Origin of the sequence: Halomonas sabkhae (assembly GCF_030409265.1) — a bacterium.
In the GTDB taxonomy this organism is placed as follows: domain Bacteria; phylum Pseudomonadota; class Gammaproteobacteria; order Pseudomonadales; family Halomonadaceae; genus Halomonas; species Halomonas halmophila.
In genome coordinates this window covers 1-25,845 of sequence record NZ_JAUFPM010000015.1, presented here as the reverse complement: position 1 = coordinate 25,845, position 25,845 = coordinate 1, and the positions used below count along the sequence as shown (strand labels likewise).

Here is a 25,845-nt window from a genome sequence, read left to right as displayed (position 1 = left end):
CGTTCGGCGAAGCCAGTCAACAAGAGCAAAGGTGATCGACATGACCCAACCCCTTGCCCTCATCTTTCCCGGGCAGGGCTCCCAGCAGATCGGCATGCTGCGCGAGCTGGCCGAGCGCTACAGCGTGGTGGGCACGACCTTCGAGGAGGCCTCCGATGCGCTGGGCTACGATCTGTGGCAGGTCGTGCAGGAAGGCCCTGCCGAGGAGTTGAACGCCACGGCCTGTACTCAGCCGGCATTGTTGACCGCGAGTGTCTCGATCTGGCGGGTCTGGCAGGAGCTCGAAGGGCCGCGTCCGGCGGCCATGGCCGGCCACAGCCTGGGGGAATACAGCGCCATGGTGTGTGCCGGAGTCCTGCCGTTCGCGGAAGGGGTGCGCCTGGTGAAGCTGCGTGGTGAGGCCATGCAGGATGCCGTGCCCCAGGGGCAGGGCGCCATGGCGGCCGTGCTGGGGCTGGATGATGAGGCGGTCGAAGCCGCTTGTGCCCGGGCGGCCGAAGGCGACGTGGTGTCGGCGGTCAACTATAATGCGCCGGGCCAGGTGGTCATCGCCGGCAGCAAGGCCGCCGTCGACCGCGCCGTGGCGGCCTGCCAGGAGGCGGGTGCCAAGCGGGCCATGCCGTTGCCGGTTTCCGTGCCTTCGCACTGTGACCTGATGCGGCCGGCGGCCGAACGCCTGTCCACGGCGCTGAACGACATCGAGCTGCGTTCTCCCCGCTACACCGTGGTGCAGAATGTCGATGCCCGGTCGCATGCCGATGTGGAAACGCTGCGCACGCGCCTGGTCGAGCAGCTCCATCAGCCGGTGCGCTGGACGTCCTGCATCGAGGCGCTGTCGGGCCTGGGGGCCGAGGTCTTCATCGAGTGCGGGCCCGGCAAGGTCTTGACCGGCCTCAACAAGCGAATCGCCCGGGGCAGCAAGGGGCTGTCGGTCAATGACCCGGACAGCCTGGCGACCGCCCTGGAGCTGGCCCGCGAAGCCGCTGGCCAGTCAACGTCGGCCAACGGCTGACTCCCTCTCCGCAAGACAATGGAAGAGCGCATGACAACCGAGCGTAGAGTCGCCCTGATCACCGGGGCCAGCCGCGGCATCGGCCGCGCCATCGCCCACGAGCTGGGACGCCAGGGACGCATCGTCATCGGCACGGCCACCAGCGATTCCGGGGCCGAGCGGATCGATGCCGATCTCAAGGAACACGGCATCGAGGGCGCGGGGCGCCGTCTCGACGTCACCGATCAGCAGAGCATCGAGGCGTTGCTCAAGGCCATCGGTGACGAATTCGGGGCACCGACCATCCTGGTCAACAATGCCGGCATCACCCGGGATAACCTGCTGATGCGCATGAAGGAAGATGACTGGGACGCGGTGATGGATGCCAATCTCAAATCCGTCTATCGTGTCAGCAAGGCATGCCTGCGTGGCATGAGCCGGGCGCGCTTCGGACGCATCGTGTCGATCAGTTCGGTGGTGGCCACCATGGGCAATGCGGGGCAGGCCAACTATGCGGCGGCCAAGGCCGGCATGGAAGGCTTCACGCGAGCCCTGGCGCGCGAGGCGGCATCGCGTGACATTACGGTCAATGCGGTGGCCCCGGGATTCATCGCCACCGACATGACCGAGTCGCTGCCGGAAGCGCAGCAGGAAGCGCTGCTGGGCCAGATTCCGTTGTCACGGCTGGGTCGCCCCGAGGAGATCGCCGCGGCAGTCGGCTTTCTGACCGGCGAGTCAGCCAGCTACATTACAGGGGAAACCCTGCATGTGAACGGCGGCATGAACATGCGGTAATACCGCGACATGCGGCGGTTGCGTCGACCCCGAGCGGTCTATAAACTACCCCGCAGCTTATGCTTGCGGATTTGAACCTGCTGGTCATCAAAACGCCTAACGTGAACGACTGGAGTAAGTCATAATGAGCACCATCGAAGAGCGCGTGAAGAAGGTTGTGGCCGAGCGCCTGAACGTCAAGGAAGAAGACATCCAGAGCTCATCTTCCTTCACCGAAGATCTCGGCGCTGATTCCCTGGATACCGTCGAGCTGGTGATGGCGCTCGAAGAGGAATTCGATACCGAGATTCCCGACGAGGAAGCCGAGAAGATCACCACCGTTCAGGAAGCCATCGACTACGTCAACGCCCACCAGTAAGGGCGCGGTCGATTCCGCTTGCTGAAAGGTCCGGGTTTCCATGCCCGGAGAGAGCCGTCCTGCCAGGCAGGGCGGCTCTTGTGTTTATGCAGTGGTGTCCGGCGGAGCCCCGAGCGTGCCGCGTGTCACGCACGGATGCCCGGCGTCCTTCATCCATGGCCGTAGAGGGCGCACAGCACGCCATGAGTCGGGTATAATGCCGACAATGAATGCCCCTGGATGGGCTGCACTATCTTGAGATGTCTGGAGGAAAGCTGATGGCTCGTAGAAGGGTTGTGGTGACTGGTCTTGGCTTGGTCACGCCAGTGGGTAACACCGTCGACGAGAGCTGGCGGAACATCGTGGCCGGCAAGAGCGGTATTGCCCCGATCGAGCACTTCGATGCCAGCGCCTTCAATACGCGTTTCGGTGGCTCGGTCAAGGACTTCGATATCAGCCCCTACCTCAATCCCAAGGATGCCAGGAAGATGGACCTGTTCATCCAGTACGGGGTGGCCGCGGGCGGCCAGGCCATCAGTGATGCCGGCATCGAGTGCAACGACAGCAATGCCCATCGCATTGGCGTGGCCATCGGTTCGGGCATCGGCGGCCTGCCGATGATCGAACACAACCACAACGCCCTGCAGAAGGGCGGGGCGCGGCGTATCTCGCCATTCTTCGTGCCGGGCTCGATCATCAACATGATTTCCGGCAACCTGGCCATTCAGCATGGCTTCCGTGGCCCCAACATCGCCATCACCACGGCCTGCACCACGGGCACTCACAACATCGGTTACAGCGCACGCACCATTGCCTACGGCGATGCCGATGTCATGGTCTGCGGCGGTGCCGAGATGGCCACCACGCCGCTGGGTCTGGGCGGTTTCTCGGCTGCCCGGGCGCTGTCGACGCGCAACGATGACCCCGAAGCGGCGAGCCGCCCCTGGGATCGCGAGCGTGACGGCTTCGTGCTCTCCGACGGGGCCGGCGTCATGGTGCTGGAAGAGTACGAGCATGCCGTGGCCCGGGGCGCGACCATCTATGCCGAGCTCAGCGGCTTCGGCATGAGCGATGATGCCCACCACATGACGGCGCCCCCGGAAGACGGCAGCGGTGCCGCCTTGTCCATGAGCAACGCCATTCACGATGCCGGCATTGCCCCTGCCGCGATCGATTACATCAATGCCCACGGCACCTCCACCCAGGCCGGTGATCTGGCCGAGAGCCGCGCTGTTCAGCAGGTCATGGGGGAAGCGTCGAAAGGGGTGGCGGTCAGCTCCACCAAATCGATGATCGGCCATCTGCTGGGGGCGGCCGGGGCCGTCGAGGCCGTTTTCAGTGTGCTGGCGATTCGTGACCAGGTCGCGCCGCCGACCATCAACCTGGACAATATCCAGGAGGGCTGCGAGCTGGACTATGTGCCTCAACAGGCCCGCGAGATGAAGATCGATGTCAGCCTGTCGAACTCCTTCGGCTTCGGTGGCACCAATGGCACGCTGCTGTTCTCGAAGGTGTGACCGACACGGCCGCCAACGGGCTTCAAAGACGCTTTGCAAGTGACAGGTGAGTGGAAACAGGGTGAGCTGGCAAGCCGAGCATATCGTCGCCGATGAAGGAGTACCCTTCGATGATCGGGGCTTGTCCTACGGAGACGGCCTGTTCGAGACCATCCTGGTACGCGACGCTCGGCCCGTGCTTTGGGAAGCCCATATGGCCCGGTTGGCGAGGGGGTGCGAACGCCTTGGCATTGCCCCGGTACCACGCGCGCTGCTGGACGCGCTGCCGGACCGGGCGGGTGACGGGCTGCGGGTGCTCAAGCTGACCCTGACCCGGGGCAGCGGCGGGCGTGGCTACCGCCTGCCCGATGCCCCCGAGCCACGCCTGCGCTGGCATGCCGCCCCCTTTGCGCCCGCCGCCGAGCGTTGGACACAAGGCGTGCGGGTCCGCCACTGCCGGCTGGCGTTGGGCATTCAGCCGCAGCTGGCCGGGCTCAAGCACCTCAATCGCCTCGAGAACGTCATGGCCCGGGCCGAATGGCAGGATCCGGATATCGCCGAAGGCCTGCTCTGCGATGCCCAGGGCCGCCTCGTCGAGGCGACCTGCATGAACCTTTTCTGGCAACGCCAGGGGCAGCTGGAAACACCGCGCCTGTCGCGCTGTGGTGTGGCGGGAACCCTGCGCGATGCCTTGTGCCAACGCCTCGAAGTGCATGAAGTGGATGCCCACCCCGAGGTGCTCGAGCAGGCCGAGGCGGTCTGGCTGGGGAATAGCGTCCAGGGCATCTGGCCGGTCAAGCGGCTCGATGACGCACATGGCAACGCCCGGATGCACTGGCGGCTGGACGAACGGTATCGCGCCCTGCAGGCCGAGGCACATGCCTTGCTGGGCTATCCGCAACCGAGTGCTTCAGCCACTGACGACAACCGCCAGCAGGATGGAGATCCTTCGACATGAAACGCCTGATGAAGGCCTTGCCGCTGCTTGTCCTGGTGGTAGCGCTGGTGGCCGGGGTCGGCTATCGCTATTGGGAAACCCGCCTCGCGGCCCCGCTGACGATCGACGAGCCGGTCATCTACGAGGTTCCGGAAGGCGCCGGCTTTCATCGGGTCGTCGCCGAGCTCGGCGAGCGCGGCATCATCGCCGATGCCTGGGCCTTTCGCCTGCTGACCCGGTTCGATGCCGACGCCGTGCCGTCGCTGCGACCCGGTGAATATCGCCTGACTCCCGACATGACGGGCGAGGACATGCTCGAACGGCTGCGTCGCCACGAGATGGTGACCTACTCCGTGACCGTTCCCGAGGGCTGGACCTTCGCCCAGATGCGTGCTGCTCTGGCGGATGCCGAAAAGCTCGAACCTGTCATCCAGGGGCTGAGCGATGCCGAGGTCATGGAGCGGCTGGGCCGGGCCGGCGAGCATCCCGAGGGTCGCTTCTTTCCGGACACCTATCGCTATCGCAAGGGGGTCAGTGACCTGGAGATCCTGCGTCAGGCGATGACACGCATGGACGAGGTGCTGGCCGCGGTCTGGGAGGAGCGGGCGGCGGAGCTGCCGTTCACCACGCCCTACGAAGCCCTGATCATGGCCTCGCTGATCGAGCGCGAGACCGGTGCACCGGAGGAGCGCGAGCGCATCGCCGGTGTCTTCGTGCGCCGCCTGGAGCAGGGCATGCGCCTGCAGACCGACCCGACCGTCATCTACGGCATGGGCGATGACTACGACGGCAATATCACCCGCGCCGACCTGCGCGAGGCCACGCCCTACAACACCTATGTGATCGAGGGTATGCCGCCCACACCGATTGCCCTGCCCGGTCGGGCGTCGCTGGAGGCCGCGGTCGATCCGGCGGAAGGGGAAGCCCTGTACTTCGTTGCTCGAGGGGATGGCACGCATCACTTCTCGCGCACGCTGCGCGAGCACAACAACGCCGTCAACCGTTATATCCGCAACCGCTGAAAGGGTGTGGACCAACGCCACGCACGACCGCCAGGCGAGCGCCGTCGTTTGTCGACACCCATCGAGTGCCAGGAGGCGCTGCCATGCAACATCGAGGACGCTTCATCACCCTGGAAGGTGGCGAAGGGGTAGGCAAGTCGACCAATCTCGTCATGGTGGCCGAGTATCTGGAATCCCGGGGCCTGGAAGTGGTGCGCACCCGCGAACCCGGGGGCACCCCGCGTGCCGAGGCCATTCGCGAGCTGCTGCTCGATCCGACCAGCCAGGAACCGCTGGATGATGACGCCGAGCTGTTGCTGGTCTTCGCCGCTCGTGCCCAGCACCTGGCCCGGGTGGTGCGACCGGCCCTCGAACGTGGCGCCTGGGTAGTCTGCGATCGCTTTACCGATGCCACCTTCGCCTATCAGGGCGGCGGGCGTGGTCTCGACAAGGCACGCATCGGCGAGCTGGAAACCTTCGTCCAGCAGGGCCTGACGCCGGACCTGACCCTGCTGCTGGACATGCCCATGGCGGCATCCCGGCGGCGGCTGGAAGGGCGCTTGGATCGCGATGGTGGCCAGCGTGACCGTTTCGAGCAGGAACGCGGCGACTTCTTCGAGGCGGTGCGCGACGCCTACCTGGAACGCGCCGCGGCGGCCCCGGAGCGGGTGCAGTTGATCGATGCCGATCAGTCGCTGGACGCCGTGCGTCAGGAGCTGCGCACAGTACTCGAACGCCGTCTGGAGGCATGGGCATGAGCGAGCTGGTGCGTCCCTACCCCTGGCTGGCATCCCGCTGGCAGGACATCACGCGCCTGGCCGATGCCGGCCGCCTGCCGCATGCCCTGTTGTTCGCCGGGCCCAGCGGCATCGGCAAGCAGTCACTGGCCGAGGCCCTGATCGCTCGTACCCTCTGCGCGGCGCCGGGCGAGTTCGCCTGCGGCGAGTGCCACAGCTGCCGAATGCTCGCCGCCGGCTACCACCCGGACCTGAGGCGTGTTGCCCCGGAAGAGGGCAAGCGCCAGATCCGCATCGGGCCGATACGCGATATCAACACCTTCGTGTCGCAGACGGCCCAGCAGGGCGGCTATCGGGTCATTGTCATCGCTCCTGCCGAGGCCATGAACGTGGCCGCTTCCAATGCGTTGCTCAAGAGCCTGGAGGAACCCGGCGGGCAGACCCTGTTCGTGCTGCTCTCCGATATTCCCTCGCATCTGTTGCCGACCATTCGCTCGCGCTGCCAGCAATGGAGCCTGACCCAGGCCGACGAGGCCCAGAGTCTCGGCTGGCTCAACGACCAGCTCGGCGGTGACGAGGATGCCCGCTTCTGGTGGCGTGCCTCGGGCGGGCTGCCGTTGCGCGCCCTGGCGCTGGCCGAACCGGAGGCGCGGGCCCTGCGGCAGCAGCTCCACGAGACCTTCGATGCCCTGGTGCGTGGCGCCGAGCCCGTGGCCGAGGCGGCCCGTCTGGACCGCCAGTCCATCGACACCATCCTGTGGTACGGTATTACATGGCTGGAGGACCTGATTCGACTCGGCCTGTCCGGGCTGTCCGATGAGTTGCGTAATCCCGATCTGCTGCCGCTGTATCGTCAGGCCGTCAAGAATGCCCGGGTGCGCGACTGGTTCCGCCTGCTGGATTATGCCCGCGAGCAGCGCCGCCTGCTGACGGAAGGCAACAACCCCAACCCGCAGCTCGTGCTGGAAGCCTGGCTGGTCCGCTGGGCGGCGCTCTTGAGGTCCTGAGCAGGACGCCCCGGCCGCGCTCTTTCATTCTGATTTCAACCGGTGACGTTTTCGCATGTTTGTCGATTCACACTGCCATCTCGATCGTCTCGACTCCCGTACCCATGGCGGTGATGTGGGAGCCGCCCTGGCCGCGGCGCGGCAGCGCCATGTCAGCCAGTTTCTGGCCATCGCCACGACCCTCGAGGGTGTGCCCGGCCTCGCGGCCATCGCCCGTGAACATGACGACGTGGCGATTTCCGCCGGTGTGCATCCCTTGCACGAAGTGCCCGAGGAGCCCAGCGTCGAGGCCATCATGCACAGCGCCGATGAACATGGCGCCGTGGGCATCGGCGAGACCGGCCTCGACTATCACTACACGGCCGTGCCGCGGGAGGTTCAGCATGAACGCTTTCGTCGCCATCTTATTGCGGCACGCCAGCTCGCGCTGCCGGTGATCATTCACACCCGCGAGGCACGCGAGGATACCCTGGCGCTGATTCGCGAGCATGTCGATCCCGAGGTCGGTGGCGTGCTGCACTGTTTCACCGAGGACCTGGACATGGCACGCGAGGCCGTCGGCATGGGATTTCAGATCTCGCTGTCGGGCATCGTCACCTTTCGCAACGCCACCGCCGTGCGCGGGCTGGCGAGTCAATTGCCGCTGGACCGCATGCTGATCGAGACCGACAGCCCCTATCTGGCCCCGGTGCCGTACCGTGGCAAGCCCAATGAGCCGGCCTGGGTGGTGGAAGTCGCCGAGTGCATCGCCGAGGAGCGCGGTATCAGTGTCGACGAGGTGGCCATGCAGACCGCCGCGAACTTTTATCGCCTCTTCAAGGGTGCCAAATCCGAGGTCTCGGGGGAGATGAAGGCATCGCTGAGTCAGGCGGGCCTGACCTAGACAGGCAAGGCCTGTCTCCCGTGACGCGCCGGCTCGCGTTCCCGTAGCGCACGGCCGGCCAACGCTGTCAGGCGAAGGCCTGAAGGAGCCCAAGCATGCATCTGGATTCATTGCTGACCGATATCGACACCTCGCGCGGCATTCCGCCGGTGGATCAGTGGCACCCCGAGCATGCCGGCGAGATGGACCTGCTGATCGCCGCCGACGGCCGCTGGATCCATGAAGGCGGCGTCATTCAGCGTGCTCGGCTGGTGCGCCTGTTGTCGACCATTCTGCGCCGCGACCCGGATGGCGAATACTTCCTGGTCACCCCGGTCGAGAAGCTGCGCATCCGCGTCGAGGATCGGGCCTTCATTGCCGTGGATGCCGAGCAGGATGACAGCGGCGACTGGCAGCTCGTCACTCAGCTCGGCGATTGGGTCCGGCTCGATGCCACCCATCGGCTGAGCGTGACGCCAACACCGCGTGGCGAATGGGTACCCGAGGTGCCGATTCGCTTCGGCCTGGCCGCGCGCCTGGGGCGCAACCTCTTCTACCGACTGGTCGAGCAGGCCGAGCCCTTTACCGATGAGCAGGGCGTGGAGTGGCTCGCCTTGACCAGTGGTGGTGTCACCCAACCCCTGGGACGTGTGGATGGCGAAGCGCCATGCACCTGACGCCGGAGCAGCGCGCCGTGGTGACGCACGCCCAGGGTCATGCCCGAGTGGCGGCGGTTGCCGGGGCCGGCAAGACCACCACCATGGTGGCGCGGGTGCTCGAACTGCTGGAGCGGGGCTGTGACCCCACGCGCCTGCTGGTCCTGATGTTCAACCGCTCGGCGCGCGAGGATTTTCAGTCACGGCTCGCCGAGATGGCCGCGCCGGGTCAGCGTCTGCCGGATGTGCGCACCTTTCATTCGCTGGGGCATCGCCTCAGCCAGAGCCTGACGCGCTGGGGCGTGTTGGCCTCGCGTCAGCTGCTGACCGCCGACTGGCAGGTCGAGCGCCTGTTGCGCCAAGCCTCGTTGAACGCCCTGGACAGTGCTCATGTCAGCCGCGAAGCCGCCCTTGAGGCCGACAAGCTCGAGGCGCTCGCGCACTTCTGCGGCCTGGTCAAGGCCGAGATGAGTTCGCCCGCCGAGCTCTATCAGCGTCTCGACTTCGGCGAGAACACCGAGCACTTCGTCGAGGCCTTCGAGCAGGCCGAGACGCTGCTGGCCGAGCATGGCGTCATGACCTATGCCGACCTGATCTATCGCCCGCTGAAGGCCCTGGAAGCCGACGCCGACCTGCGCCGGCGCGTCCAGGGCTTTCTGGATCACGTCATCATCGACGAGTACCAGGACATCAATGTGGCTCAGCAGCGCCTGCTGGCGGTGCTGGCGGGCAGCGAGGCGGAGGTGATGGCGGTCGGCGATGCCAATCAGTGCATCTATGAGTGGCGCGGGGCCCACCCGGACACCATGCTCGAGAACTTTACCGCGACCTTCGGCACGGCCCGCGACTACCCGCTGTCGACCACCTTTCGGCATGGCCACGCCCTGGCGCTGGTCGCCAATCACGCCATCGATGCCAACCGTCGCCGCCCGGATCAGATCTGCCTGGCGGCGCCGGCCAACCCCGACACGCGACTCTCGGTCAATCAGGGCAGCCAAGCAGTGCTGGACGAGCTGGCCGACTGGCGTCGCCAGGGGCGCGAGCTTGCCGACGCCTGCCTGCTGGTGCGCAGCTGGGCGCTGTCGGTGCCGTTGCAGCTGGCGCTGCTGCGGGCCGGTATCCCGTTTCGACTGGCCCGCGAGGATCGCTTCGTGTTCCGTTTGCCGCTGGTCGAGGCGCTGGCGGGCTACCTGATGCTGGCGCAGGATGCCGCCCTGCTGCGCGATCCCGCCCATCTGCAGACACTGCTCTCCCAGCCCACGCCCTTCGTGCCCCGCGAGCGTCTGGCCGCGCTGGCAACGCGCCTGGCCGAGACGCAGCGCTGGCCGCCGCGTCAGGACCCGCTGCTCGAGGGCATCAAGCCCCATCAGCGGCGCACCCTCAAGCGCCGCTGGGAACTGCTCTGCGAGCTGCCACGGCTCTCCGCCTGGCCACCGGCGCGCCTGTTGCAGCATGTGATCGAGGCCGTCGAGGCCGAGAAGGTCCTCAAGCGTGCCGCTGCACGGCGCGACAAGGGCGAAGAGGATGTACGCCTGCTGGATGTGTTGATCGAGCAGGCCAATGAGGTCAGCGACCTGGCGGCCTTCACCGAGCTGTTGCGACGGCCGGTGGAGAATCGCGAGGATGGCGTCCTGATCAATACCGTGCACGGCGCCAAGGGGCTGGAATGGCCCCTGGTGGTGCTGGCCGGCGCCAACGAGGAAGACTTTCCGCACTATACCCGCGACAATCCGCTGAGCCCGTCGCGCCTCGAGGAAGAGCGTCGCCTCTTCTATGTGGCCATCACGCGGGCGCGAGAGCGGCTGGTGATGTTGCACGACGGCGGCGATCATCGCCCCAGCCGGTTTCTCGGCGAGACCGCCTGGCAGGATGGTCAGCGGGTCGCCGAGCGCCTGGCGGCCGAGGACCTGACCAGTCCGCTGGCGGTGGCCCGGCCGGATCTGGTGCGCCGTTACCTGACTGCCGCCGCGCCCCAGGCGCTGACGGCACTGGCCATCCAGGCCAGCGAGACGCCCGGGGTGGCCGAGGCGCCGCGCGACTATCAGGTGGGGCAGCAGCTCCATCATGCCGTATTCGGCCGTGGTGAAATCAGCGAAGTCGACGGTGATCCGGCCAACCCGGTGCTCGAGGTCCGCTTCGTGCAGGCCGGGCGTCGTCGACTGATTGCCAGCCGTGCGCCCATCGAACTGCTGGAAGGAGAACAGGCATGAGGGATGTTCTGATCGGTGCCGAAACGCTGCGTCGCTGGCTGGAAAACCCGGCGCAGCCATCGCCACTCGTGCTCGACTGCCGCGCGCGCCTGGCGGACTCTGACGCCGGGCTCGGCCTGTGGCGTGAAGGCCATCTGCCGAGCGCTCGGCATCTCGACCTGGAACGGGACCTGGCGTCGTCGCCCGGGGTACGCGGCCGGCATCCTCTGCCAGCTCACGACACCTTTGCCGCGACTCTGCGGCGCCTGGGGGCCACGCCGCAACGTCCGGTGGTGATCTACGATGACATGGGCGGCCAACTGGCGGCGGCGCGGGCCTGGTGGATGCTCGTGCAGTGGGCCGGGCATCCCGCGGTGCGAGTCCTGGATGGCGGCCTGCCGGCCTGGCAGGCCGCGGGCGGGGCACTGGAGGCGGAAGCCGGCAGTATCGAGCCTGACCCCAGCGACTGGTCGCCGAGCTTCGATGACACCGCCTGGGTCGAGGCCGACGAAGTGTTTTCCAGCCGGGCACTGAAGCTGGATGCGCGCTCCCGGGAGCGCTTTCGCGGCGAGGTGGAACCCATGGATGCCCTGGCCGGGCATATCCCCGGCGCACGCTGTCAGCCGAGCGCCGGCAATCTGGATGAGCAGGGGCGTTTCAAGTCGGCAGCCGAGTTGCGGTCGCTGCTGCCCGGGGCGACGGACACCATCAGCTATTGTGGATCCGGCGTCACCGCCTGCCACAACATCCTGGCGCATGCCGTTGCCGGTTTGCCGTTACCGCGGCTCTATGTCGGCTCGTGGAGCGAATGGATTCGCGATCCGGCGCGGCCCATCGCCACCGGGGACTAGGCGGAGTCGAGCAGCGACAGCTGCTTGACGGCATCCTGGCCTTCGGGACTGTGGTCGTCGGCTTCCAGGATCTTCTCGAAGCCACGCGAGTGCTGAATGGTGGCCTCATCTTCCAGCCACATCATCGCCTGGGCGTGGTCATCCGCCAGCTGGTGCTTGAGGCCCCCGTACTGGGTACCGATCTGTCCCCAGGCACGGCTGAATATCCAGTCACCGAACATGTCCTGATGGACATGGATCAGCACATAGTCATGGTCGGTTTCCCAGCGAACGATCAAGGTGGCTCCGGTTTTGGCAGGGGGCTGTCGGCGTGCATCGTCCCACGCCTCGCACGGGCCTGATATTGTAAGGCCTCGTGCTCGTTGCTCAAAGCGCTCGCTGCCGGGTGGCAGGGCCGCGGATCGAGAGGAGAAGCCCCGCATGAAGATTGTCGTCGATGCCAATGTGCCCCAGGCCCAGCGCTGTTTTGGTGAGCTGGGCGAGGTCACGCGCGTGCCCGGCCGCGAGATCGATGCCCGGACGGTCCGCGACGCCGATGCGCTGGTGGTGCGCTCCGTCACGCGGGTCGATGAAGCACTGCTGGCCGGGTCGCGGCTGCGTTTCGTGGGTACCTGCACCATCGGCACCGACCATGTCGATACCCGCGCCCTGGCGGCCCGTGGTATCGGCTTTGCCAGTGCTCCGGGATGCAATGCCGAGGCGGTGGTCGACCATGTGCTGGCCAGCCTGGCGACACAGGCCGAGCGCCAGGGCTTCACCCTCGGCGAGTGTCGGGTGGGCATTGTCGGTGTGGGGAATGTCGGCCGCCGTCTGCTGGGGCGTCTGCAGGCCATGAAGATAGCGTGCCTGGCCTGCGACCCGCCGCGTGCCGACGCCGAGGGGAGCGCAGGCTTCGAGTCGCTGGACACCCTGATCGATCACTGCGACGTGCTGTGTCTGCATACGCCGCTGGTCACGCAGGGCCCGCATGCCACCCGGCATCTGCTCGATACGCAACGCATCGCTGAACTGGCGCCGGGCACTCTGGTCGTCAATGCCGGGCGCGGCGACTGTGTCGATGGCAGGGCACTGCGCTCGCGTCTGGCGGGGCGCGGGGATATCAGTGCGGTGCTGGATGTCTGGGAAGACGAGCCGGATATCGATGCCGCCCTGAGTGACCTGGCGGCCATCGCCACGCCGCATGTGGCCGGGTACAGCCTGGACGGCAAGCTGCGCGGCACCCATCGCATCTATCGTGCCCTGGCACATCATGTCGGCCTGCCGGCGCGCCTCGACGTAGCCGATCTGCTGCCGCCGCCGCCCGTCCCGCGGCTGGTGCTCGATGCCGGTCTCGGCAGTGAGGAAGCCCTGCGCCTGTGCATGCGCGTCGTCCACGACCCCCGGCGCGACCATGACGCCCTGCGCCTGAGCGCCCGCCAACAAGGCATGGCCACCGGCTTCGACGCCTGCCGCGCCGACTACCCCCTGCGCCGCGAGTTCGCGAGCCTGACGGTCGAACTGGCCGACGCAGCGGCACACCTCGCCGAACCCCTCGCGGCAGCGGGGTTTGGGGTTAGCCGGAAGGCGGAAGCGTGAAGAGGGAAGAGGGAAGAGGGAAGAGGGAAGAGGGAAGAGGGAAGAGGGAAGAGGGGAGAGGGGAGCGTGATGACCTGGGGTCAGAAGTTGCTTCCCTCTTCGAGCGGCGTTAGCCGCGTACTTCCTTCTTCATTTCTGCAGCGGCCTCCGCCGCTGCTCAGTTCCGATATTCCGCTTCCTTGAGGGCGCGGATGCGTTCGTCCAGCGGGGGGTGACTGGCGAAGAGCTTTTCCATCAGGCGCCGTGACTGGCCGGTGGTGATGGCGAAGGCGGTCATGGTGTCGGGCATCTGGTCGGGCATTTCGGTCTCGGCCTTGAGCCGTGCCAGGGCGTTGACCATGGCGCTGCTGCCGGCGAGTCGGGCGCCGGCGGTGTCGGCGCGGTATTCGCGGAAGCGCGAGAACCAGGCGACGATGGCCGAGGCGATCAGGCCGAAGACGATCTCGGCGACGATCACCACCGCAAAGTAGCCGAAAAAGCCCAGGCCGTCGCCGTCATCCTTGCGCAGGAAGCTGTCGACCAGCTGGGCGACGATGCGGGCGAAGAACATCACGAAGGTGTTGAGCACGCCCTGGATCAGCGCCAGGGTGACCATGTCGCCGTTGGCCACGTGGCCGATCTCGTGGGCCAGGACGGCGCGGACTTCCTCCGGCTGCATGCGGTTGAGCAGGCCGGCCGAGACCGCTACCAGGGCATCGTCCTTCTTCCAGCCGGTGGCAAAGGCGTTGGACTGCTGGGCCGGGAATATGCCCACCTGCGGCGTCTTGATGCCGGCATCGCGGGCCAGTTCGGTCACGGTGTCGACCAGCCACTGCTCGGTGGCATTGGAGGGCGACTCGATGACCACGGTGCCGGTGGAACGCTTGGCCATCCACTTGGAGATGAACAGCGAGACCAGTGAGCCGGCCATGCCGAAGATGAAGCAGAAGATCAGCAGGCCGGTCATGTTCATGCCGTTGGCCGACAGATAGGACTCCACCCCCAGCAGTCGCAGGGTGATACTGGCCACCAGGATGACCGCCAGGTTGGTGCCCAGGAAGAGCAGGACTCTCATCATTGCCGAATATCTCCATCAAATGCGCACCCGGCAGGGTGTCGAGTGCGGTAAGACTGGGGCGCCTGCACCGGTTGAGCGGGGCGTGGCGCCCTCCAGAGGCTGAATTGTTAGATACGGCCTGTTGTGACAAGTTTCAAGCTAAACAGCGGCTGAGTCTGCTTATTGTCGATAGCGTGACAGGAAGCGTGCGAAGCGATCCAGGGCGTCATCCAGCTGGTCGGCCCAGGGCAGGGTGACGATGCGCACGTGGTCCGGCTCCGGCCAGTTGAAGGCGGTGCCCTGGACCAGGAGGATCTTCTCCTCGAGCAGCAGGTCGAGGACCAGTTGCTGGTCGTCCCGGATGTTGTAGACCTTGGGATCCAGTTTCGGAAAAGCGTAGAGCGCGCCCTTGGGTTTGGTGCAACTGACGCCGGGGATGGCGTTGAGCTTCTCGTGGGTGATGTCGCGCTGGGCCAGCAGTCGGCCGCCGGGCAGGACCAGATCATTGATCGACTGATAGCCACCCAGCGCCGTCTGGATGGCGTGCTGGGCCGGCACATTGGCGCACAGTCGCATCGAGGCGAGCATGGTCAGCCCCTGAATGAAGTCGCTGGCACGCTTCTTGGCCACTGTGCCGGAGAGTGTCATCCAGCCACTGCGAAAGCCGGCGCAGCGATAGCTCTTGGAGAGGCCGTTGAGCGTCACCACGAGCTGCTCTTCCGAGGCCAGGGACCCCGTGGCGACATGCTCGGTGCCGTCATAGAGGATCTTGTCGTAGATCTCGTCGGAGAACACCACCAGGTTGTGCTCGCGGGCGATGGCCAGCATTTCCTCGAGCACTTCCGGCGGGTAGACGGCCCCGGTCGGATTGTTGGGGTTGATGATGACCATGGCCCGGGTGTGGCTGGTGATCTTGGCCCGCAGGTCGGCCATGTCCGGGGCCCAGTCGGCCTGTTCGTCGCACATGTAATGCACCGCCCGGCCGCCGGAGAGGTTGGCGGCCGCCGTCCACAGCGGGTAATCCGGTGCCGGGATGAGCAGTTCGTCACCGTCGTTGAGCAGGGCCTGCAGGGCCATCACGATCAGCTCGGAAACCCCGTTGCCGATGTAGATGTCCTCGATGCCGACGCCGGGGATCCGCTTGCGCTGACACTCCTGCATGATGGCCTTGCGCGCCGAGTACAGTCCCTTGGAATCACAGTACCCCTGAGCGGTGGACAGGTTGCGCATGACGTCCTGAAGGATTTCCTCCGGGGCCTCGAAGCCGAATGGCGCCGGGTTGCCGATATTGAGCTTGAGGATACGTTGTCCCTCGTCCTCCAGGCGCTTGGCGTGTTCGAGCACCGGGCCGCGGATGTCGTAGCAGACGCTTTCCAGCTTGTGCGATTTTTCGAGTGGGGCTGTGTCCATGTCTCGCTTCCAGAGATAGTCAAGAGTCGGTGTCGAAGTGTGGCAGCCGGGCCTCAGTCGTCACTGGCCCGGGGCGTTGCGTCTGCCGAAGAGGCTTCCGCGACAGCCTCGTCCTCGGCCTCGGGAATGTCGGCCGGGGTTTCCAGCGTAAGCCGCCCCAGCTTGCCATCCCGCAACTCGTGAAGCAGCACCTCGGCGCCGCGATGCAGGTCGATCTCGCCACCGGCACGCAGACCGCCACGCTTGCCGGCGATGCTCGACACAATGGCCTGGCCGTCGAAACCGGCCCGGGCGAGAAGATCCGGCCCCGGGTCGCCATCCGCCTCGGTGCGCTCGGCCTCCGGGTTGGGCTGAAAGGGCGGCAGCTCCTTGAGCTTGTAGCGTGTCGAGAGCGCCTCCGGATAGCGTTTGGCCAGTTCGGCGGCGGTGACGATGGCCACATCCACATAGTCGATGGCGGTATCGCGAATGGCGCCACTGGCGGCCAGGCGATAGGCACTGGCCTGATCCTCGATCTTCGGCCACAGCACCCCGGGCGTGTCGATCAGCGCGACCTGGCCGTTGATCCGCACCTTCTGTTGCCGCTTGGTCACGGCCGGTTCGTTGCCGGTTCTGGCAATGCTGCGTCCGGCCAGGCCATTGATCAGGGTCGACTTGCCCACATTGGGAATGCCCATGACCATGACCCGCACATCCCGGTCGGCGCGTACCTGGCCGGCCAGTTCGTGGCACAGTTTGGGCACCCGCTTGAGATCACGCGCCTGGGTGGTGGTGACCGCCAGGGCCCGGGTAGCGGGCTGGGCATCGAAATGGCGCGTCCACTCGCGGGTCTGTTGCGGATCGGCCAGGTCGGCGCGGGACAGCACCTTGAGCACCGGCTTGTGGCGGGTCAGCTCGGCCAGCATGGGGTTGGCGCTGGAGTAGGGGAGGCGGGCGTCGAGTACTTCGATCACCACGTCTATTTCCGGCAGCGCCTCGAGAATCTGGCGGCGCGCCTTGTTCATGTGTCCCGGGTACCAGCCGAGCATCGACCCCTCCTGCTTGTGTCGTGCGATGTCTGATCGCGACGTGAAAAAGAAACGGCCGACCATCATAGCAGATGGCCGGCCGTCGCAGGGGGCGGAGACTTACTCGCCGGCGTGGAAGTTCAAGGCCACCGAGTTGATGCAGAAGCGTTGGCCGGTGGTCTCCGGCGGACCATCGGGGAATACATGGCCCAGATGGGCATTGCATCGGGCACAGGTGACTTCGATGCGCCGCATGCCGTGGCTGTTGTCGGTGTTTTCCGCCACGCACTCGGAGGAGAGGGGGCGGTCGAAGCTCGGCCAGCCACAGCCGGCATCGAACTTGTGCTCGTTCTCGAACAGTGCCGCATGGCAGCACACGCAGTGGTAGATGCCATGCTCTTCCGTCACCCGGTAGTCACCGGTGAAGGGTCGCTCGGTTCCCTTTTCGCGAGTCACGCGATACTGCTCGTCGGTGAGCTGCTCGCGCCACTCGGCATCCGTCTTCTCGATCTTCTTGCGCATGGGCGTTCTCCTCGTCTGGCCTGCACCCTGTATGACAGTCTAGCCGCTCGATGTTCCCGTTTCGTCCCGCGTGCGTTTCTCAGCATCGCCAAGACGAGCTGGATTATCAATGAGATGCGGAAAGGGTTGACGGATCCCGAAGGCGTGAGTAATATACGCGCCATCTCGACGAGGCGAGCAACTGCGTCCCATTCGTCTAGTGGTCCAGGACACCGCCCTTTCACGGCGGTAACAGGGGTTCGAACCCCCTATGGGACGCCACTCGGCTCATTGAGATAACGGAGTGCGGGAATAGCTCAGTGGTAGAGCATCGCCTTGCCAAGGCGAGGGTCGCGAGTTCGAATCTCGTTTCCCGCTCCATCTTTTGAAAAAAAGATGGTCCAACAGGATGGGTAGTGAGGGTCGCGAGCTGGTGCGCCAGCCCGGTCGAATCTCGTTTCCCGCTCCACTGCGTCCCATTCGTCTAGTGGTCCAGGACACCGCCCTTTCACGGCGGTAACAGGGGTTCGAACCCCCTATGGGACGCCACTTCGTTACACCTCAAAAAGCGGGAATAGCTCAGTGGTAGAGCATCGCCTTGCCAAGGCGAGGGTCGCGAGTTCGAATCTCGTTTCCCGCTCCAGATTATCTCCTCGATAGATCTCCTTTGATGCGCTGACACTCTTTGTGTCGGGTCGTGCTCCTGCGTGTTGTCATATTGGCTTCGAGCTTCGAGCTTCGAGCTTCGAGCTTCGAGCTTCGAGCTTCGAGCTTCGAGCTTCGAGCTTCGAGCTTCGAGCTTCGAGCTTCGAGCTTCCGTCAGTGATATGGTTTGCGGGCTACTTGAATAGTCGGTGGTCTGCCCCAATATGCGAGGGTCTTGGCGTTAACGCCCAATCTTTCAAAATCGAACTTCCAAGGATCGCTCATGGCCGAACCGGCGCTGTCCATCCGTGGCCTGACCAAGGTCTACGGCAATGGTTTTGAGGCCCTCAAGGGCATCGACCTCGATGTGGCCCAGGGGGATTTCTACGCCTTGTTGGGTCCCAACGGGGCTGGCAAGTCGACCACTCTGGGGGTGGTGTGCTCGCTGGTGCAGAAGACGGCCGGCCGGGTCTCGATCTTCGGCATCGATATCGACACCGACTTCGCTCGCGCCAAGTACCATCTCGGCGTGGTGCCCCAGGAATTCAATTTCAACCAGTTCGAGAAGGTCATCGACATCGTCCTGGCGCAGGCCGGGTACTACGGCATGTCGCGTCGCGAGGCCGTGCCGCGTGCCGAGCAGCTGCTGAAGGATCTGGGACTCTGGGATAAGCGCAACGGCAGCGCGCGCATGCTCTCGGGCGGCATGAAGCGTCGCCTGATGATCGCCCGGGCACTGATGCATCGTCCCCGGCTGCTGATTCTCGACGAACCCACCGCCGGCGTGGATATCGAACTGCGCCGCAGCATGTGGGAATACATGCGTCACATCAATGAGGTGGAAGGCACCACCATCATTCTGACCACGCATTATCTGGAAGAGGCCGAGAGCCTGTGCCGCCACGTCGGCATCATCAATAATGGCCATATCGTGCGCGATACCAGCGTGCGCAACCTGCTCGCCGAGCTCAACACCGAAACCTTCCTGCTGGATCTGGCGCATCCGGTCGAGCAGCCTCCGCAGGTGGAAGGCTTCGACGTGCGCCAGGTCGATGACGCCCAGCTGTCCGTGATGGTGCAACGCGGTCAGCGGCTCAATGATGTCTTCACCGCCTTGAGCGAGCAGGGCATCCAGGTCATGTCGATGCGCAACAGCGCCAACCGGCTGGAGGAAATGTTCGTTTCCATGGTGGAAGAGAGTCAGGCTGACGCGGATCACAACACGGAGGCAAGCGCATGAACGCCACACAGATCGCCATCGCGCTCTGGACCCTGGTGGTCAAGGAAATCAAGCGCTTCACGCGCATCTGGCCGCAGACGCTGTTGCCACCGTCGATCACCATGGCGATGTACTTCATCATCTTCGGCAACCTGATCGGCTCGCGTATCGGCCAGATGGATGGCTATACCTACATGGACTTCATCGTCCCCGGGCTGATCATGATGTCGGTGATCACCAATAGCTATTCCAACGTGGCCTCGAGCTTCTTCTCCAACAAGTTCCAGCGCAGCGTGGAAGAAATGATGGTCTCGCCGATGCCTAACTGGGTGATCCTGGCCGGTTTCATCATGGGCGGCATGGCGCGCGGCCTGGGTGTCGGGCTGATCGTCACCATCGTCTCGCTGTTCTTCTCGCAGGTCGAGGTGGCTCATCCGGTGTTGACGCTGGTCGTGGTGGTACTGACCGCGGCACTCTTCGCCACTGGTGGCTTCATCAACGCCCTGCTGGGCAAGAAGTTCGATGATATCTCCATCGTGCCGACCTTCGTGCTGACGCCGCTGACCTACCTGGGCGGGGTCTTCTATTCGATCTCGCTACTGCCGGCCTTCTGGCAGGGCGCATCGATGCTCAATCCCATCCTCTACATGGTCAATGTCTTCCGCTATGGCTTCCTCGGGGTCTCGGATATCCCCGTGGGCTGGGCGCTGGCGGCCATCATCGGCTTCATCGTGGTGCTGTTCGGCATCGCGCTGTGGATGCTGGAGAATGGCAAGGGGATCCGTAGCTGATGAACGACCGTCCCGACTCCCTGGCCTATGCGCCCCTGGGGCGTGAGTCCGCCTATCCGGAGCAGTATGATGCCGGGCTGCTGTATCCCATCGAACGGGCGGTGAACCGGGCGCCACTGGGCATCGAGGCGGGCGCCCTGCCATTCGTCGGCGAGGATGAGTGGCATGCCTTCGAGCTCTCCTGGCTGAATGCCCGCGGCAAGCCGCGGGTGGCGGTGGCACGTTTCCGGCTGCCGGCCGAGTCGCCGCGACTCATCGAGTCCAAGTCCTGGAAACTCTATCTCAACAGCTATAACCAGAGCCGTTTCGCGAGCCCGGCGGCGGTGCGCGAACAACTGGAGATAGACCTGGCCGAGGCCGCCGGTGCCCCGGTCAGCGTCGAGCTGTTCGACGTCGACGCCAGCGAGCTGATGCCGCAGCGCCTGCTCGGCGAGTGTATCGACGAGCTGGACATTGCCATCGATGACTACACGCCCAGCGCCGAGCCTCTGGTGGTGGGTGACGAGATCGTCGAGGAGACGCTGCACTCCCATCTGCTCAAGTCCAACTGCCCGGTGACCGGCCAGCCCGACTGGGGCAGTGTACTGATCCGCTATCGTGGACCGCGTATCGACCGTGAGGGGCTGTTGCGTTATCTGGTCGGCTATCGCCAGCATCAGGACTTCCACGAGCATTGCGTCGAGCATATCTTCTGCGATCTGATGGCGCGTGCCCGGCCCGAGTGCCTGCTGGTGCTGGCGCGCTACGTACGTCGCGGCGGGCTCGATATCAGCCCCTGGCGGGGCACGCCCGGCGAGATACCGCCCGTGCCGCTGCGGTTGGCGCGCCAGTAGAGCAGGGCCCGCGCCCGGCACCGACCATACCGAGGAGGACCGCGTGATGGACGCACTCACGCTACTGCATGAACGCAGCTCCATGGGCAAGCTCATGGGGCCAGCGCCCAGCGCCGAGCAGCTCGAGGCCATGTATCGGGCCGCCCTGCGCGCGCCCGACCACAAGGAACTGCGCCCCTGGCGCTTCATCGAGTTTTCCGGCGCCGGGCTGGAGCGCCTGGGCGAGCTCTTCGCCCAAGCCGAGCTCCGCGAGGAGCCGCATGCCGAGGAAGCCCGGCTCAACGGCGCGCGCAAGAAGCCTCAGCGAGCGCCCATGGTCATCGCCGTGATTGCCCGGGTAACGCCCGACGAGCCCAAGGTGCCGCAGGTGGAGCAGATCCTCTCCGCCGGCTGTGCCGCCCACTCCCTGCTTCTGGCAGCCCATGCCCAGGGCCTGGGGGCCATGTGGCGTACCGGCCAGTATGCCTTCGACCCCACCGTGCATGAGGGGCTGGGGCTCGCCGAGGAGGATGCCCTGGTCGGCTTCATCTACCTGGGACAGCCCGGTGGCCGCCCGCGTCGACTGCCCGAGCATGATACGGCCGACTTCGTGGAGCGCTGGACGTGATCGAGCGCGGGGTCGGCGAAGCGCACCCGCGCCTGCCACTGCCGGCCAGCGGTCAGGAAGACGATCCGCTCGCCTTCCTTGCCTGGCTTCATGATGCCATTCCGCTGGCCGGGCAACTGGGGATTCGCGACATGCATCGCCAGGGCGACAGCCTGACCTGGCAGCTCGCCTTGACGCCCAACCTGAACGACAAGGGCACCGGCTTCGGCGGCTCGCTGACCGCCCAGACGACGCTGCTCGGCTGGTGCTGGGTCACGCTCTGGCTGCGTCGTCAGGGCATCGAGCGTGACGTGGTGGTCGCCGAGTCCCGGCAGCGTTTTCTCGCCCCGGTGACCGGCGACTATCGGCTGACCTGTACGCCTGAGGACGAGCAGGGCAGGGCGACGCTCGCCGCCAGCCTGCAGAAAGGCGGCAAGGGCCGCATCGCCCTCGTGCAGCAGCTCTGGTGCGGCGATACTCTCTGCCTCGAGGCCCGCGACGACTACGCCGTGCTGCCCGAGAAGCCCGCCTGACGCCGAAAAATCCGACTCAAGGCAAAAATCTGCTTGCATTCGCGGACTTAAGTCGCTATCGTGTGCGCCGTTCTCGAGACAAAGAGGCCGCCATGCGCAAACCTGGCGCCACTCGTTTCGGGAATCACAATGCGGAGGGGTGTCCGAGTGGTCGAAGGAGCACGCCTGGAAAGTGTGTAAGTCGAAAGGCTTCGAGGGTTCGAATCCCTCCCCCTCCGCCAGAACAGCAGAAAAAGCCGCCCATCGAGGCGGCTTTTTTGTGTCTGGGCCCCGCCATTGGTGATTTTTCCTGTCCTGGAGCCGTTGCCGCCTCCTTCGCCCAGGATGGGGCTTGGTGGGGTAGCTGGCATCGTGGCTGTCCTGGGACGAGACGGTGCGCCTACGCAAGCGTTCACGTCACCGAAATCTGACCCTCGGTTTGCGATGGTGCCGACCTTCCGTGAAGATGATGCTGTCCGTTGTGGAAAGACAAGCGTGCCGGCCAAGCCTTGGCTCTTGAAGTCGGGCCGCGCCTGGTCGGCATGCCTTGGGAGAGCACACCATGGCAAACAATACGCACAACACCCATGCCTTCGACTATATCGTGGTGGGGGCCGGTACTGCCGGGTGCCTGCTGGCCAACCGACTCAGCGCCGATCCGGCGAATCGGGTCCTGTTGATCGAGGCCGGTGGCCGAGACAATTATCACTGGATCCATATTCCGATCGGCTATCTGTACTGCATCAACAATCCGCGTACCGATTGGTGTTTGCGTACCGAGCCTGATCCTGGGTTGAACGGGCGCTCGCTGATTTATCCGCGAGGCAAGACATTGGGTGGCTGTTCCAGCATCAATGGCATGCTGTATATGCGGGGTCAGGCCCGTGATTATGATGGCTGGGCCGAGTTGACCGGGGACGCCGCCTGGCGCTGGGAGAACTGCCTGCCCGACTTCATGAAGCACGAGGATCATTATCGTCTGGATGAAGGAGGTGATGCCGATGATGTGCATCGTGACTTTCACGGCCATGGCGGTGAGTGGCGTGTCGAAAAGCAGCGCCTGAAATGGCAGGTGTTGGATGATTTTGCCACCGCCGCCGTGGAAGCCGGCATCCCCCGCATCCGCGACTTCAACCGCGGAGACAACGAGGGGGTGGACTATTTCGAGGTCAATCAGCGTTCGGGCTGGCGCTGGAACACGTCCAAGGCCTTCCTGCGGGGCGTCGAGCAGCGCGGCAACCTGACGGTCTGGCACTCCACCCAGGTGCTGGGACTCGAGGTTTCGACGAACGATGGCGCCAAGCCCCGCTGTGGCGGCGTCACGGTCGAGCGTGCGGGGGAGAAGGTCGTGGTGACGGCGAGTCGCGAGGTGGTGCTCTCCGCTGGTGCCATTGGTTCGCCGCAGCTGCTGCAACTCTCAGGGATAGGCCCGGCGGCGCTGCTTGCCGAGCATGAAATCCCGGTGATGACCGATCTTCCCGGCGTGGGGGAGAATCTGCAGGACCATCTGCAGATTCGCGCGGTCTACCGAGTGAAGGGGGCCAGCACCCTCAACACCCTGGCCGGCTCCTGGCTGGGCAAGGCGAGAATCGCCCTGGAATATGGCCTCAAACGCTCGGGCCCCATGAGCATGGCGCCTTCACAGCTGTGTGCGTTCACGCGCAGCGCCGAGAGCTACGAGCATCCCAACCTCGAATACCACGTTCAGCCCCTGAGCCTCGAGGCCTTCGGCCAGCCGCTGCATGATTTTCCGGCGATTACCGCCAGTGTCTGTAACCTCAATCCAACCAGCCGGGGGAGGGTACGCATCAAGAGCCGCGATCCTCGCCAGGCGCCGGCCATCTCCCCCAACTACCTGAGCACGTCGGAGGATCGCCAGGTCGCCGCCGACTCGCTGAGGGTCACGCGCCACATTGCCGCTCAGCCGGCCTTCGCCAAGTACGCGCCCGAGGAGGTCAAGCCGGGGGTGCAGTATCAGAGCGACGACGATCTGGCACGGCTGGCCGGCGATATCGGCACGACCATCTTTCACCCGGTAGGAACGGCGCGGATGGGGCATGAGGATGATCCCATGGCCGTGGTGGATTCCCGCCTGCGGGTCAGAGGCGTTCAGGGATTGCGCGTCGTGGACGCCAGCATCATGCCGACCATCACCAGCGGCAATACCAACTCGCCGACGTTGATGATTGCCGAGAAGGCCGCTGGCTGGATACTGGATGAAGCCTGAGCGGACAGTCCAGGTCACGCGTTGCCATGTTGCCCGAGGTGATAGCTGCTGGACAGCCGACCCTCCGCGGCTCAGCATGGTCTATCCGGCCACAAGGTAGGTGGCACCTTGCCCATTGCGTCAGGAGAACGTCGTTGACTGCGACCCGGACACCCCCCGATCAGCGACGGACCATCTCGATGCTGGCGCGAATGGGTTATGCCTCACGTGGAGTGGTCTATCTGCTGGTGGGTGGCCTCGCTGCGCTGGCGGCCTGTGGTCAGGGCGGGCAGGCGGAAGGCAGTCGTGGTGCATTGCAGAGTCTGCTCGGCGCCCCCTTTGGCAAGGTATTGCTGGGCATCATCGCGCTGGGGTTGCTGAGCTACTCCATGTGGCGTGCCATCCAGGCGCTCAAGGATGCGGATCATCATGGCAAGAGCGCGAAGGGGTTGGCGATTCGTGGAGGCTTGCTTGTCAGTGCGGTCACGCATACCTTGCTGGCTTTCTATGCCGTCAGTCTGATGTTTCGTCTGAGCGGTTCTGCCGGCCAGGGCGGGGGATCCAGTGGCCTTGTCAGCTGGCTGTTGCAGCAGCCTCTGGGGCGCTGGTTGGTAGGCGTGATTGGCTTGGCGATCATCGGAGCGGGTCTGGCGCACGTCATCAAGGGCGTCAAAGCCAAGTTCGACAAGCATTTTCGCATGCCGTCGGCCGTTCAAGTGTGGGCCTATCCAGTCTGCCGCTTCGGACTGGTGGTACGTGGTGTGGTGTTCGTGATTGTGGGGTGTTTCTTCCTGATGGCGGCTTACCAGATCAGTCCCAGTGAGGCGGGGGGCACGGAAGAGGTCTTCAACACGCTGCGCGCGCAGGTGTTCGGTCAGTGGTTGCTGGGATTTGTGGCGACAGGATTGTTTGCCTTCGGCATTTATAGTGTATTGGCGTCCATTTATCGTCGTATCAACCCAGCCCTCTAGGTGTTCCTTGCATGGCCATTGCATCAAGACGAGCCAGGCTCTGGTTCGAGCAGCTCAACGCCTCGAATCACATGCTCTGGCTGCTGGGGACGCTGTCGTTTCTGGAAACCATCATTCTGCCGGTACCGCTGGAGCTCATCCTGATTCCGCTCATGGCGGCCAACAGGGCGCGCATCTGGACACTGGCAACGGTGACCACAGCGGGGTGTCTGCTGGCGTCCTTGCTGGGTTATGGCGTGGGCATGCTGCTGTTCCAGTCAGTGGGTGTCTGGTTCATCGAGTTCATGGGCATTCAGCAGGGCTTCGAGACCTTTCAGGCCTTCTTCGATCAGTACGGTTTCGCGGCGATTCTGGCCCTTGGCATCCTGCCCATTCCGTTTCAGATTGCCATGATCACGGCCGGCCTGTCGGGCTACCCGGTGCTGCTGTTCGTGCTGGCGGCGCTGATTGCCCGGGGGCTGCGTTACTTCGGACTGGCCTGGCTGGTCAGCCGTTTCGGTCGTCGGGTCGAGCAGATGTGGCGACATCACGCGCTCATCACCAGCCTGGCCGGCGGGGCGCTGGTATTGGGTGTGGTGCTGGGACTGCAGAGGCTGGCGGGGCTGGTGATGTAACCTCATCTGGCGCTTCGCCGGTCAGGCCTTGACCTGCCGTAGCTCCTGCCACTGTGTGGTCCAGCGTGGCGAGCGGTGCG

At 65.0% G+C, this 25,845-nt stretch carries 26 protein-coding genes and 5 tRNA genes; 26 read left to right on the top strand and 5 right to left on the bottom strand.

The window, feature by feature from the left end; genetic code table 11:
* Positions 1-40 precede the first annotated feature (40 nt).
* The 12 genes from fabD (at position 41) to QWY79_RS09240 (ending at position 11,859) form a co-directional block, all read left to right on the top strand.
* The gene (gene fabD / locus QWY79_RS09295) at positions 41-1,012 is read left to right on the top strand and encodes an ACP S-malonyltransferase (protein ID WP_290272076.1); all 972 of its coding nucleotides are present in this window, start codon (positions 41-43) and stop codon (positions 1,010-1,012) included.
* Positions 1,013-1,042: 30 nt separating this feature from the next.
* Complete coding sequence (gene fabG, locus QWY79_RS09290) at positions 1,043-1,786, top strand: 3-oxoacyl-ACP reductase FabG (protein WP_290272074.1); 744 nt, start codon at positions 1,043-1,045, stop codon at positions 1,784-1,786.
* Positions 1,787-1,910: 124 nt separating this feature from the next.
* Complete coding sequence (acpP, locus tag QWY79_RS09285) at positions 1,911-2,144, top strand: acyl carrier protein (protein WP_013331755.1); 234 nt, start codon at positions 1,911-1,913, stop codon at positions 2,142-2,144.
* 257 nt (positions 2,145-2,401) lie between these two features.
* Positions 2,402-3,640, top strand: a complete 1,239-nt coding sequence (gene fabF, locus QWY79_RS09280) for a beta-ketoacyl-ACP synthase II (RefSeq protein ID WP_290272069.1) — start codon at positions 2,402-2,404, stop codon at positions 3,638-3,640.
* 61 nt (positions 3,641-3,701) lie between these two features.
* Positions 3,702-4,577, top strand: coding sequence for an aminodeoxychorismate lyase (gene pabC, locus QWY79_RS09275; protein WP_290272067.1), 876 nt, complete (start codon positions 3,702-3,704; stop codon positions 4,575-4,577).
* Positions 4,574-5,578, top strand: coding sequence for an endolytic transglycosylase MltG (gene mltG / locus QWY79_RS09270; protein ID WP_290272066.1), 1,005 nt, complete (start codon positions 4,574-4,576; stop codon positions 5,576-5,578). The genes pabC and mltG overlap by 4 nt, the downstream gene beginning before the upstream one ends.
* 83 nt (positions 5,579-5,661) lie before the next feature.
* Positions 5,662-6,315 carry a dTMP kinase gene (tmk, locus tag QWY79_RS09265; RefSeq protein ID WP_290272064.1) on the top strand — a complete coding sequence of 218 codons (654 nt, stop codon included), beginning with the start codon at positions 5,662-5,664 and terminating at the stop codon, positions 6,313-6,315.
* A complete protein-coding gene (locus QWY79_RS09260; protein WP_290272062.1) occupies positions 6,312-7,301 on the top strand; it encodes a DNA polymerase III subunit delta' in 990 nt (329 codons plus the stop codon). Before tmk ends, QWY79_RS09260 begins: the two co-directional genes overlap by 4 nt.
* A gap of 55 nt (positions 7,302-7,356) precedes the next feature.
* Positions 7,357-8,184 (top strand): TatD family hydrolase, encoded by an 828-nt coding sequence (locus QWY79_RS09255; RefSeq protein ID WP_290272060.1) that lies wholly within the window; start codon positions 7,357-7,359, stop codon positions 8,182-8,184.
* A gap of 95 nt (positions 8,185-8,279) precedes the next feature.
* Positions 8,280-8,840 carry a DUF1285 domain-containing protein gene (locus tag QWY79_RS09250; protein ID WP_290272059.1) on the top strand — a complete coding sequence of 187 codons (561 nt, stop codon included), beginning with the start codon at positions 8,280-8,282 and terminating at the stop codon, positions 8,838-8,840.
* On the top strand, positions 8,831-11,029 hold the full coding sequence (locus QWY79_RS09245) for an ATP-dependent helicase (RefSeq protein ID WP_290272057.1): 2,199 nt from the start codon (positions 8,831-8,833) through the stop codon (positions 11,027-11,029). The genes QWY79_RS09250 and QWY79_RS09245 overlap by 10 nt, the downstream gene beginning before the upstream one ends.
* Positions 11,026-11,859, top strand: coding sequence for a sulfurtransferase (locus QWY79_RS09240; protein WP_290272055.1), 834 nt, complete (start codon positions 11,026-11,028; stop codon positions 11,857-11,859). The genes QWY79_RS09245 and QWY79_RS09240 overlap by 4 nt, the downstream gene beginning before the upstream one ends.
* On the opposite strand, the gene QWY79_RS09235 is transcribed toward QWY79_RS09240, so the two are convergent.
* Entirely contained in the window at positions 11,856-12,137 is a 282-nt protein-coding gene (locus tag QWY79_RS09235; protein ID WP_141318785.1) for a hypothetical protein, read from the bottom strand. The genes QWY79_RS09240 and QWY79_RS09235 overlap by 4 nt on opposite strands.
* Positions 12,138-12,279: 142 nt before the next feature.
* Here QWY79_RS09235 and pdxB point away from each other — a divergent pair, with 142 nt between their 5' ends.
* Complete coding sequence (gene pdxB / locus QWY79_RS09230; RefSeq protein ID WP_290272053.1) at positions 12,280-13,434, top strand: 4-phosphoerythronate dehydrogenase PdxB; 1,155 nt, start codon at positions 12,280-12,282, stop codon at positions 13,432-13,434.
* A gap of 157 nt (positions 13,435-13,591) precedes the next feature.
* Here the strand turns inward: pdxB and htpX are convergent, their stop codons facing one another.
* From htpX to msrB, 4 genes are all read right to left on the bottom strand, one after another.
* Entirely contained in the window at positions 13,592-14,491 is a 900-nt protein-coding gene (htpX, locus tag QWY79_RS09225) for a protease HtpX (RefSeq protein WP_290272050.1), read from the bottom strand.
* Positions 14,492-14,650: 159 nt separating this feature from the next.
* Entirely contained in the window at positions 14,651-15,880 is a 1,230-nt protein-coding gene (locus QWY79_RS09220) for a pyridoxal phosphate-dependent aminotransferase (protein ID WP_141318791.1), read from the bottom strand.
* Positions 15,881-15,933: 53 nt separating this feature from the next.
* Entirely contained in the window at positions 15,934-16,908 is a 975-nt protein-coding gene (gene ylqF, locus QWY79_RS09215; RefSeq protein WP_290272046.1) for a ribosome biogenesis GTPase YlqF, read from the bottom strand.
* A 99-nt stretch (positions 16,909-17,007) separates the two neighbouring features.
* Positions 17,008-17,409, bottom strand: coding sequence for a peptide-methionine (R)-S-oxide reductase MsrB (gene msrB, locus QWY79_RS09210; protein ID WP_141318795.1), 402 nt, complete (start codon positions 17,407-17,409; stop codon positions 17,008-17,010).
* A 185-nt stretch (positions 17,410-17,594) separates the two neighbouring features.
* Here msrB and QWY79_RS09205 point away from each other — a divergent pair.
* From QWY79_RS09205 to QWY79_RS09145, 13 genes are all read left to right on the top strand, one after another.
* Positions 17,595-17,670: transfer RNA gene (locus tag QWY79_RS09205), tRNA-Glu, on the top strand.
* 24 nt (positions 17,671-17,694) lie between these two features.
* Positions 17,695-17,769 (top strand) — tRNA-Gly (locus QWY79_RS09200).
* Positions 17,770-17,861: 92 nt separating this feature from the next.
* A tRNA-Glu gene (locus tag QWY79_RS09195) sits at positions 17,862-17,937 on the top strand.
* A gap of 19 nt (positions 17,938-17,956) precedes the next feature.
* Positions 17,957-18,031 (top strand) — tRNA-Gly (locus tag QWY79_RS09190).
* Positions 18,032-18,316: 285 nt separating this feature from the next.
* Positions 18,317-19,273, top strand: coding sequence for an ABC transporter ATP-binding protein (locus QWY79_RS09185; protein ID WP_290272042.1), 957 nt, complete (start codon positions 18,317-18,319; stop codon positions 19,271-19,273).
* Positions 19,270-20,043 carry an ABC transporter permease gene (locus QWY79_RS09180; protein ID WP_290272040.1) on the top strand — a complete coding sequence of 258 codons (774 nt, stop codon included), beginning with the start codon at positions 19,270-19,272 and terminating at the stop codon, positions 20,041-20,043. Before QWY79_RS09185 ends, QWY79_RS09180 begins: the two co-directional genes overlap by 4 nt.
* The gene (queF, locus tag QWY79_RS09175; RefSeq protein WP_290272038.1) at positions 20,043-20,876 is read left to right on the top strand and encodes an NADPH-dependent 7-cyano-7-deazaguanine reductase QueF; all 834 of its coding nucleotides are present in this window, start codon (positions 20,043-20,045) and stop codon (positions 20,874-20,876) included. Before QWY79_RS09180 ends, queF begins: the two co-directional genes overlap by 1 nt.
* Positions 20,877-20,922: 46 nt before the next feature.
* On the top strand, positions 20,923-21,483 hold the full coding sequence (locus tag QWY79_RS09170) for a nitroreductase family protein (RefSeq protein ID WP_290272539.1): 561 nt from the start codon (positions 20,923-20,925) through the stop codon (positions 21,481-21,483).
* Positions 21,480-21,995 carry a YiiD C-terminal domain-containing protein gene (locus tag QWY79_RS09165; protein WP_290272036.1) on the top strand — a complete coding sequence of 172 codons (516 nt, stop codon included), beginning with the start codon at positions 21,480-21,482 and terminating at the stop codon, positions 21,993-21,995. Before QWY79_RS09170 ends, QWY79_RS09165 begins: the two co-directional genes overlap by 4 nt.
* A 133-nt stretch (positions 21,996-22,128) precedes the next feature.
* Positions 22,129-22,216: transfer RNA gene (locus QWY79_RS09160), tRNA-Ser, on the top strand.
* Positions 22,217-22,536: 320 nt separating this feature from the next.
* A complete protein-coding gene (locus tag QWY79_RS09155; protein ID WP_290272034.1) occupies positions 22,537-24,201 on the top strand; it encodes a GMC family oxidoreductase in 1,665 nt (554 codons plus the stop codon).
* A gap of 179 nt (positions 24,202-24,380) precedes the next feature.
* Positions 24,381-25,151, top strand: coding sequence for a DUF1206 domain-containing protein (locus QWY79_RS09150; RefSeq protein WP_290272033.1), 771 nt, complete (start codon positions 24,381-24,383; stop codon positions 25,149-25,151).
* 11 nt (positions 25,152-25,162) lie between these two features.
* The gene (locus QWY79_RS09145; protein ID WP_290272031.1) at positions 25,163-25,765 is read left to right on the top strand and encodes a YqaA family protein; all 603 of its coding nucleotides are present in this window, start codon (positions 25,163-25,165) and stop codon (positions 25,763-25,765) included.
* Positions 25,766-25,845 lie beyond the last annotated feature (80 nt).

Bases quoted from the DNA above. Each gene is read 5' to 3' on its own strand.
- fabD (WP_290272076.1), top strand. From the start codon at position 41: ATGACCCAACCCCTTGCCCTCATCTTTCCCGGGCAGGGCTCCCAGCAG.
- fabG (WP_290272074.1), top strand. From the start codon at position 1,043: ATGACAACCGAGCGTAGAGTCGCCCTGATCACCGGGGCCAGCCGCGGC.
- acpP (WP_013331755.1), top strand. From the start codon at position 1,911: ATGAGCACCATCGAAGAGCGCGTGAAGAAGGTTGTGGCCGAGCGCCTG.
- fabF (WP_290272069.1), top strand. From the start codon at position 2,402: ATGGCTCGTAGAAGGGTTGTGGTGACTGGTCTTGGCTTGGTCACGCCA.
- mltG (WP_290272066.1), top strand. From the start codon at position 4,574: ATGAAACGCCTGATGAAGGCCTTGCCGCTGCTTGTCCTGGTGGTAGCG.
- tmk (WP_290272064.1), top strand. From the start codon at position 5,662: ATGCAACATCGAGGACGCTTCATCACCCTGGAAGGTGGCGAAGGGGTA.
- QWY79_RS09260 (WP_290272062.1), top strand. From the start codon at position 6,312: ATGAGCGAGCTGGTGCGTCCCTACCCCTGGCTGGCATCCCGCTGGCAG.
- QWY79_RS09255 (WP_290272060.1), top strand. From the start codon at position 7,357: ATGTTTGTCGATTCACACTGCCATCTCGATCGTCTCGACTCCCGTACC.
- QWY79_RS09250 (WP_290272059.1), top strand. From the start codon at position 8,280: ATGCATCTGGATTCATTGCTGACCGATATCGACACCTCGCGCGGCATT.
- QWY79_RS09245 (WP_290272057.1), top strand. From the start codon at position 8,831: ATGCACCTGACGCCGGAGCAGCGCGCCGTGGTGACGCACGCCCAGGGT.
- QWY79_RS09240 (WP_290272055.1), top strand. From the start codon at position 11,026: ATGAGGGATGTTCTGATCGGTGCCGAAACGCTGCGTCGCTGGCTGGAA.
- pdxB (WP_290272053.1), top strand. From the start codon at position 12,280: ATGAAGATTGTCGTCGATGCCAATGTGCCCCAGGCCCAGCGCTGTTTT.
- htpX (WP_290272050.1), bottom strand. From the start codon at position 14,491: ATGATGAGAGTCCTGCTCTTCCTGGGCACCAACCTGGCGGTCATCCTG.
- QWY79_RS09220 (WP_141318791.1), bottom strand. From the start codon at position 15,880: ATGGACACAGCCCCACTCGAAAAATCGCACAAGCTGGAAAGCGTCTGC.
- ylqF (WP_290272046.1), bottom strand. From the start codon at position 16,908: ATGCTCGGCTGGTACCCGGGACACATGAACAAGGCGCGCCGCCAGATT.
- msrB (WP_141318795.1), bottom strand. From the start codon at position 17,409: ATGCGCAAGAAGATCGAGAAGACGGATGCCGAGTGGCGCGAGCAGCTC.
- QWY79_RS09185 (WP_290272042.1), top strand. From the start codon at position 18,317: ATGGCCGAACCGGCGCTGTCCATCCGTGGCCTGACCAAGGTCTACGGC.
- QWY79_RS09180 (WP_290272040.1), top strand. From the start codon at position 19,270: ATGAACGCCACACAGATCGCCATCGCGCTCTGGACCCTGGTGGTCAAG.
- queF (WP_290272038.1), top strand. From the start codon at position 20,043: ATGAACGACCGTCCCGACTCCCTGGCCTATGCGCCCCTGGGGCGTGAG.
- QWY79_RS09170 (WP_290272539.1), top strand. From the start codon at position 20,923: ATGGACGCACTCACGCTACTGCATGAACGCAGCTCCATGGGCAAGCTC.
- QWY79_RS09155 (WP_290272034.1), top strand. From the start codon at position 22,537: ATGGCAAACAATACGCACAACACCCATGCCTTCGACTATATCGTGGTG.
- QWY79_RS09150 (WP_290272033.1), top strand. From the start codon at position 24,381: ATGCTGGCGCGAATGGGTTATGCCTCACGTGGAGTGGTCTATCTGCTG.
- QWY79_RS09145 (WP_290272031.1), top strand. From the start codon at position 25,163: ATGGCCATTGCATCAAGACGAGCCAGGCTCTGGTTCGAGCAGCTCAAC.